This window comes from Mariniflexile sp., from assembly GCF_052728615.1.
The window spans coordinates 74875-81827 of sequence record NZ_JBFVFE010000014.1; the positions used below are offsets into that span (position 1 = coordinate 74875).

4 protein-coding genes are annotated in these 6953 nt (G+C 37.3%); all 4 read left to right on the forward strand.

From position 1 onward, the window contains the following. Positions 1-9: 9 nt before the first annotated feature. Positions 10-1299 (forward strand): glycosyl hydrolase family 17, encoded by a 1290-nt coding sequence (locus tag ACU1LP_RS07790; protein ID WP_445735989.1) that lies wholly within the window; start codon positions 10-12, stop codon positions 1297-1299. Between the two features lie 297 nt (positions 1300-1596). Beyond that, on the forward strand, positions 1597-3951 hold the full coding sequence (locus tag ACU1LP_RS07795) for an MFS transporter (protein ID WP_445735990.1): 2355 nt from the start codon (positions 1597-1599) through the stop codon (positions 3949-3951). Positions 3952-3956: 5 nt separating this feature from the next. After that, complete coding sequence (locus tag ACU1LP_RS07800; RefSeq protein ID WP_445731706.1) at positions 3957-4886, forward strand: glycoside hydrolase family 17 protein; 930 nt, start codon at positions 3957-3959, stop codon at positions 4884-4886. A gap of 385 nt (positions 4887-5271) precedes the next feature. Beyond that, positions 5272-6666 (forward strand): T9SS type A sorting domain-containing protein, encoded by a 1395-nt coding sequence (locus tag ACU1LP_RS07805; RefSeq protein ID WP_445731705.1) that lies wholly within the window; start codon positions 5272-5274, stop codon positions 6664-6666. The last annotated feature ends 287 nt before the right edge of the window (positions 6667-6953 follow it).

A 6953-nucleotide genomic window follows, 5' to 3' on the forward strand; every position in this document is an offset into this window, starting at 1 on the left:
AATTAACACATGAAAACAAAGCTAAAAATACTATGGATACTTTCCGTTTCAATTTTAGTCATGGCATGTGGTAACCAGTCAAAAAAGGAAAAAACATTGATTAAAGAAAAAATGGATACAACAGCTTCTGAAATATTGGTAAATCCAGACTATTTGGCAATCTCTTATGGCGGGTATCGTCAAAAATCAAGAGCTGTCCAACCCACCATTCCCGAATTAAAGGAAGATATGAAAATACTTTCGGCAATGGGCATAAAACTGTTACGCACCTATAATGTGCAATTACTGCAAGCACCTAATTTGTTAAAAGCCATCAGCGAACTTAAAAAAGAAGATGCCAACTTCGAAATGTACGCCATGTTAGGCGCATGGATGGATTGTGAAAACGCATGGACCGATAAAGCCCCCAACCATAACATTGAAAGTGAGCAGAATGCAGAAGAGATTGAACGCGCCGTACAACTAGCAAAAAAATATCCCGATATAGTTAAAATTATAGCGGTTGGCAATGAGGCTATGGTAAAATGGGCAACTAGTTATTTTGTGCAACCACATGTTATTTTAAAGTGGGTGAACCATCTTCAAAATTTAAAGAAATCGGGCGAACTTCCTAAAGATTTATGGATAACAAGTTCTGATGATTTCTCTTCTTGGGGCGGTGGCGACAGCAGTTATCACACCCCAGATTTAGAGAAACTCATCAAGGCGGTCGATTATATTTCCATGCATACTTACCCAATGCATAATACGCATTACAACCCTGCATTTTGGTTGGTTCCTGAGGAAGAAACTGCATTGTCTGATACCAAAAAAATTGAAGGCGCGATGCTTCGTGCAAAGGAATTTGCCGTAAAGCAATATGATTCCGTAACCAACTATATGAAAAGCTTAGGAGTTGACAAGCCCGTGCACATTGGCGAAACAGGTTGGGCAACAATTTCAGACGGGTTTTATGGCAAAGATGGATCGAGAGCGAGTGATGAATACAAATCTGGACGCTATTATCAACTCATGCGCGAATGGACAAACACATCCAACATATCCTGTTTTTATTTTGAAGCCTTTGATGAACAATGGAAAGATGCCGGTAACCCCTTAGGTTCGGAAAACCACTTTGGACTGATAAATTTAAAAGGGCAAGCAAAATATGCGATATGGGATTTGGTTGATAAAGGCATTTTTAAAGGCTTAACCAGAAACGGCAAACCCATAACCAAAACATATAACGGCGATAAAAACGCCTTAATACAAGAAGTTTTGCCACCTCCGTTAGCGGTAGAGTTTGTGGGGCATCAATAAACAAGTAATCCATTCGGGGTAAACGCTTTTAGGTACTTAATAATCTTTGTGAAACTTCGTGCTACTTTGTGTTACAGCTATTACACAAAGAAAACACAGAGCTACACAAAGTAAAAAATTATTAATTAAAAGAGTTTACTAAAAGGCATTTAAGAACATTTTTAAATGCGTTTGCCCTTTAGAAAATTATCAAAACTAATATTTAACCAACCAAAACCTTAATAACGAAAGCGTAAAGGCAAAAATTAGTGCGCAAGCTATTCAAACTATAATAATACTAACTAAAACATTAAAATTATGTCAAACTCTACTACATCTTCTAAAGTCCCATGGGGACAAAAAATAGCCTTCGGGTTAGGAATGTTAGCCAACCAGATGTTTCCTGCTGTTTTGGGGATTTTTATGGTGGTTTTAGTTCAAGATTTAGGTTTTCCGGGGTGGATGTGGGGATTCATATACTTCTTTCCCAGAATATTTGATGCGTTTACAGACCCCATCATGGGCTATATATCCGATAATACAAAATCGAAATGGGGAAGAAGAAGACAATATGTTTTCTTGGGAGCTATTATTATGGGAGTTGCTTTCGTAATTATGTGGCAATTGTACAGAGGCGATGGCGTGAACTATAATTTTACCTATTTCATGCTTTGGTCTTTTGTATTTTATTTAGGATTGACCATTTTCAGCGTGCCTTATGTTGCAATAGGTTATGAGATGAGTGATGATTTCCACGAACGAACCAGTATTATGGCAGTAGCGCAATGGATTGGGCAATGGGCATGGGTAATCGCACCTTGGTTTTGGGTCATCATGTACGATCCAACAATATTTGAGTCTGCCGATGTAGCCACTAGAACATTGGCGGTTTGGGTAGGTGTTGTTTGCATGTTGTTTGCTATGGTTCCTGCCATTTTTATTAAGAGCAAATCTACGCTTCATGAAGATTATGCCCCTTTAAATTTTAAAAGCATAGGCAATAGTCTAAAAGAAATTTTAAAAGGTTTTAAAGAAGCTTTTGCCATAAAGCCCTTTAGGCAATTGTGTATTGCAACGTTTTTTGTCTTCAATGCCTTTAATACGATCGCTGCGTTTACGTTCTTCATCATAGTGTACCATCTTTTTGATGGCAATGCAGGAGCAGCTGGTATGTGGCCTACGCTTTTTGGATCCATAGGCGCATTGGGAACAACCTTTTTAGTGATACCTATTGTAACACAAATGTCTAAAATGTTAGGAAAAAAGAAAGCCTTTATTCTTTCTCAAGGCATATCAATTATAGGATATATCATGTTATGGTTTCTTTTTATCCCAGGTAAGCCCTATATGTTCATATTCGCATTGCCATTCTTTTCATTCGGTATTGGGAGTTTATTCGTATTGATGATGTCCATGACAGCCGATGTGATCGATTTGGATGAATTGAATACCGGTAAACGTAGAGAAGGCATATTTGGCGCTATTTATTGGTGGATGGTAAAATTTGGATTTGCCATTGCAGGAGGTGTCAGTGGATTGATCATGAGCTCGGTAGGTTTTGATTCGGGTGCCGAAACACAACCTGAAGGTGCTATCGTGGGGTTAAGAGCTTTTTTCTCTGGGCTTCCTATTTTAGGCACTTTGATAGCAATGTGGGTTATGAGAAACTATGAGGTTACTGAAGAAAGAGCGCGTGAATTCAGAGCCATATTGGATAAAAGAAAAGAACTGAGGAAAAAAGAATCTTCAGCATATTTATCTGGGAAATTAGTGTCTTTAGTTGGAAAAGGGGCATCGATCAATACCATAACAGGTATTGATTTTAGTACTAAAAATGATGCTGAGATTAAAGACCATTTCTCAAAAATCCTGAATAACGGGCTTCATGGTTTATGTTTTAGTCCCTATGTAGAAGGTCAGGAAGCGGGCGATATTTTATCAGAAAAACAAATCCGAAGAAGACTCGACATCATTGCACCTTATACCCAATGGATTAGAACGTTTTCTTGTACCGAAGGGAATGAACTGATACCACAAATAGCGCACCAAAAAGGATTGAAAACCTTGGTTGGGGCATGGATAAGTAATGACAAAGCAAGAAATGAAATAGAAATCCAATCGCTTATCACCTTGGCTAAATCAGGTAAGGTTGATATAGCTACCATAGGAAACGAGGTGTTGCACCGCGGTGAAATTTCTGAGCAGGAGTTGTTGCACTATATCAACAGGGTTAGAGAGGCACTGCCCAATTCCATCCCTGTGGCGTATGTTGATGCCTATTATCAGTTTCTTGATAAACCGGCATTGGTTGGTGCGTGCGATGTTGTTTTGGTAAACTTCTATCCATTCTGGGAAGGGGCAGACATTAAATATGCACTTTCTTATTTTAATGGAATGATGGAATTGACGCAACAGGTAGCAAATGGCAAAAAAATAATCATCGCCGAAACCGGTTGGCCTTCAAAGGGAGAACACGTGGAAGCAGCAGAACCTTCCAATTTGAATACCATGAAATATTTTATCAATGTCCAAGAATGGGCAAAGGATAAAAACATCGATATGTTTTATTTTTCTTCGTTCGACGAATCTTGGAAAGTGAAACAAGAAGGTGAAGTTGGTACTGGATGGGGTATTTGGGATAAGAATGAAAAGTTAAAATTCACTAAAAAATAGAAATCATGTCAGGAAGAGCAGGAAAACTTATGGCGTTATCGGGTGTAAACCTTGATAATAAAACCAATAAAGGATTACACAATTTATTCAAGCGCATATTAAATGGCGGCATGCACGGGCTAGGGTTTTGCCCTTATGAGGAAGGTCAAGAGCCAGGAGAACTTATTACCGAAGCGCAGATTAGAAGGCGCATGAAAATTATAAAACCATACACCCAATGGATTCGCTCCTTTTCATGTACCGATGGTAACGAAGCCATCCCGCGAATTGCCAAAGAGTTTGGCATTAAAACCTTGGTTGGTGCGTGGTTAGGTGACGATCCTGAAATCAATAAAAGGGAAATAGAAGGGCTTATAAAATTGGCAAAAGAAGGTTATGTAGATATTGCTGCCGTTGGCAATGAAGTGATGTATAGAAAAGATTTGACTGAAGAAGAACTTTTAGCCTTTATGTATCAAGTAAAAGAGGCTGTTCCCCATATTCCTATGGGCTATGTTGATGCCTATTATGAATTTGCGCACCGACCAAAAATAACGGAAGCTTGCGATATTGTTTTGGCCAATTGTTACCCGTATTGGGAAGGGTGCAGCATTGATTATTCACTAGTGTATATGAAAGATATGTACCATCAAGCTGTTAAAGCTGCCCATGGAAAAAAAGTAATAATTACCGAAACGGGTTGGCCCAGTGAAGGCAAAGGGTTGCAAGGCGCTATACCATCTTATGAGAATGCCATAAAGTACTTTGTAAACACACAACAATGGTCCAAAGAAGATGCTATAGAAATCTTTTACTTTTCATCTTTCGATGAGTCATGGAAGGTTGGTTCTGAGGGTGATGTTGGAGCTTTTTGGGGGCTATGGGACAAAGATGAAAACTTGAAATTTGCAGATAAACCTTTAGTAAAAAAAATAAAACAAACGCTATTTAAATAACATATAATCAAATACTTATATTTAGTGAACCTCCTGTTTTGCAAATTCAAAACGGGAGGTTTTTTTATGCTAAACCAAGATTTTATCTGCTTTTTAAGCAATTATTCAAGCCGCTAAAAAAAGGGATGCTATACAAAGTTTAAAAGCACCACAACATTACCACAACATCATGATTTTGACATGATGCTTTTCAGTGCAGTATTAATTTTAACATGCTGTGGAAACCCCTTTAAACAGACTTGTTTCAATGCTAATGCCATAAAAAAACACTGCTTTTTTTGTTATGTATATGTTTTGTATTGGGCGTTTTTAGGGAGTTTACAATTATTTAGGGTTAAATTTACGAATACAATAATTTATAAATATTAACTAAAATTAATTTATTATGAAAAAAATTACTTTATTATTATTAACAATGTTAACCATGACCTTGGGATATTCTCAAGCATGTACAGAAACAAACCTTACCGCTTCAGTTCAAGGAACATTCACTTATGGCTATAGTTTTTCAACTAGTGGTACAGATGTTATAATCACATTTGATATTGTGGAATCTTTCACAGGATTGGTTGGTCAATTAAGGCAGGGTAATAATTTTTCCAATATGAGTAGCTCTGATGGAAAATCTTTTTCAACAACTCTTTCTGGTCAAGTCAATGGGACAACTCTTAGTTTGGCATTTTTTGGACCTTATGCTGGAGGAGGAGTTATAGAATCAGTAGCATACAGTTATACAGTTGGAGATACTTGTGTGCCAATACCACCTGGAGAAGACATTTCCTTAAGCGATTTACAATTAGACGGGGCATCTATTTCAGGATTTGGTTCAACAAAAAAAACCTATAATATTGAACTTGCAAGTGCTACTCCAATACCTCAAGTTACATCTGCAACTGCAACCAATGCGGGCGCAACAGTTGGGGCTATAACACAGGCATCAGCAGTTCCAGGAAGTGCCACGTTTACTGTTACTTCTCAAGATGGGACTGTTAGTCAGTTATACACTATTAACTTTATAATATCATCACCACAAACAGCTGCACCGACGCCTCCAGCTCGCGCTGCTGCTGATGTGGTATCTATTTATAGTGATGCTTATGCCGTTATACCAGCAATTAATCTTGATCAGGGATGGTGTGATCCTAATGCTGTTGAAGCAACTACTGCCGGTGGAAATGCCGTTTTAGCTTATAAAAATCGAGCTTGCCAAGGAATAGATTTTGATGCTAATAGACAAGATTTAACGGGTTTCACACACCTTCATGTTGATTTATTTGTCAAGGCTGGTACTGATTTGGTAGGAAAGGTCTTTAACATAAAAACAGTGCCTGGTGCTGGTGATGAATCAATATTACCAATAGATCTTAATGCGCTTAGTCCACAACCTGTTCCAGGCACATGGTATTCTTATGATATGCCTATTACTTTTTCGGGCCCGACTACAGCTACTAGACAAGTTGGGGTTACTAGTAACTTACAAAATGCTGTATGGTATGATAACTTATATTTCCATAAAAACACAACTTTAAGTACAAATAATTTTGAAATTGCTGGTTTAAGCGTTTACCCTAATCCATCTCAAAACAGCTGGACGGTAAAAACACAAAACATTAAAATGGAAACTATTAGTGTATTTGATGTGTTAGGTAAAAATGTATTATCATTAACACCAAATGCTACTGAAACATCAATAAATGGTTCTAGTTTAAAATCAGGATTGTATTTTGCTCAAATTAAAACAGCAAATGGTGTAAGTAGCATTAAACTTGTTAAGAAATAAAATCAAATATTTTTAACACAAATTAATACAAATTAAAATATTTTAAAAAGCCTTATCGCCATTTGATAAGGCTTTTTTTGTTTTATTTGAATTTTAAAAATTTTGATCATTTCATGCTGAATATCAATTTAAACAACTCAATGATGATACTTTTGGCGAGAAAGCATACACCCGATTGCATCCCTTCTATATGTTATTAATGCGAATCAGGGGTTAAAATATTGTAACTATTCAGCCGAGTGAAAATTGGAGTGCGCGCTTGGCTTAGGGGCGTTAGCCCTGTAGTC

Excerpts from the sequence above, each read along its gene's own strand:
- ACU1LP_RS07790 (WP_445735989.1), top strand. The coding sequence starts at position 10 with ATGAAAACAAAGCTAAAAATACTATGGATACTTTCCGTTTCAATTTTA.
- ACU1LP_RS07800 (WP_445731706.1), top strand. The coding sequence starts at position 3,957 with ATGTCAGGAAGAGCAGGAAAACTTATGGCGTTATCGGGTGTAAACCTT.
- ACU1LP_RS07805 (WP_445731705.1), top strand. The coding sequence starts at position 5,272 with ATGAAAAAAATTACTTTATTATTATTAACAATGTTAACCATGACCTTG.
- ACU1LP_RS07795 (WP_445735990.1), top strand. The coding sequence starts at position 1,597 with ATGTCAAACTCTACTACATCTTCTAAAGTCCCATGGGGACAAAAAATA.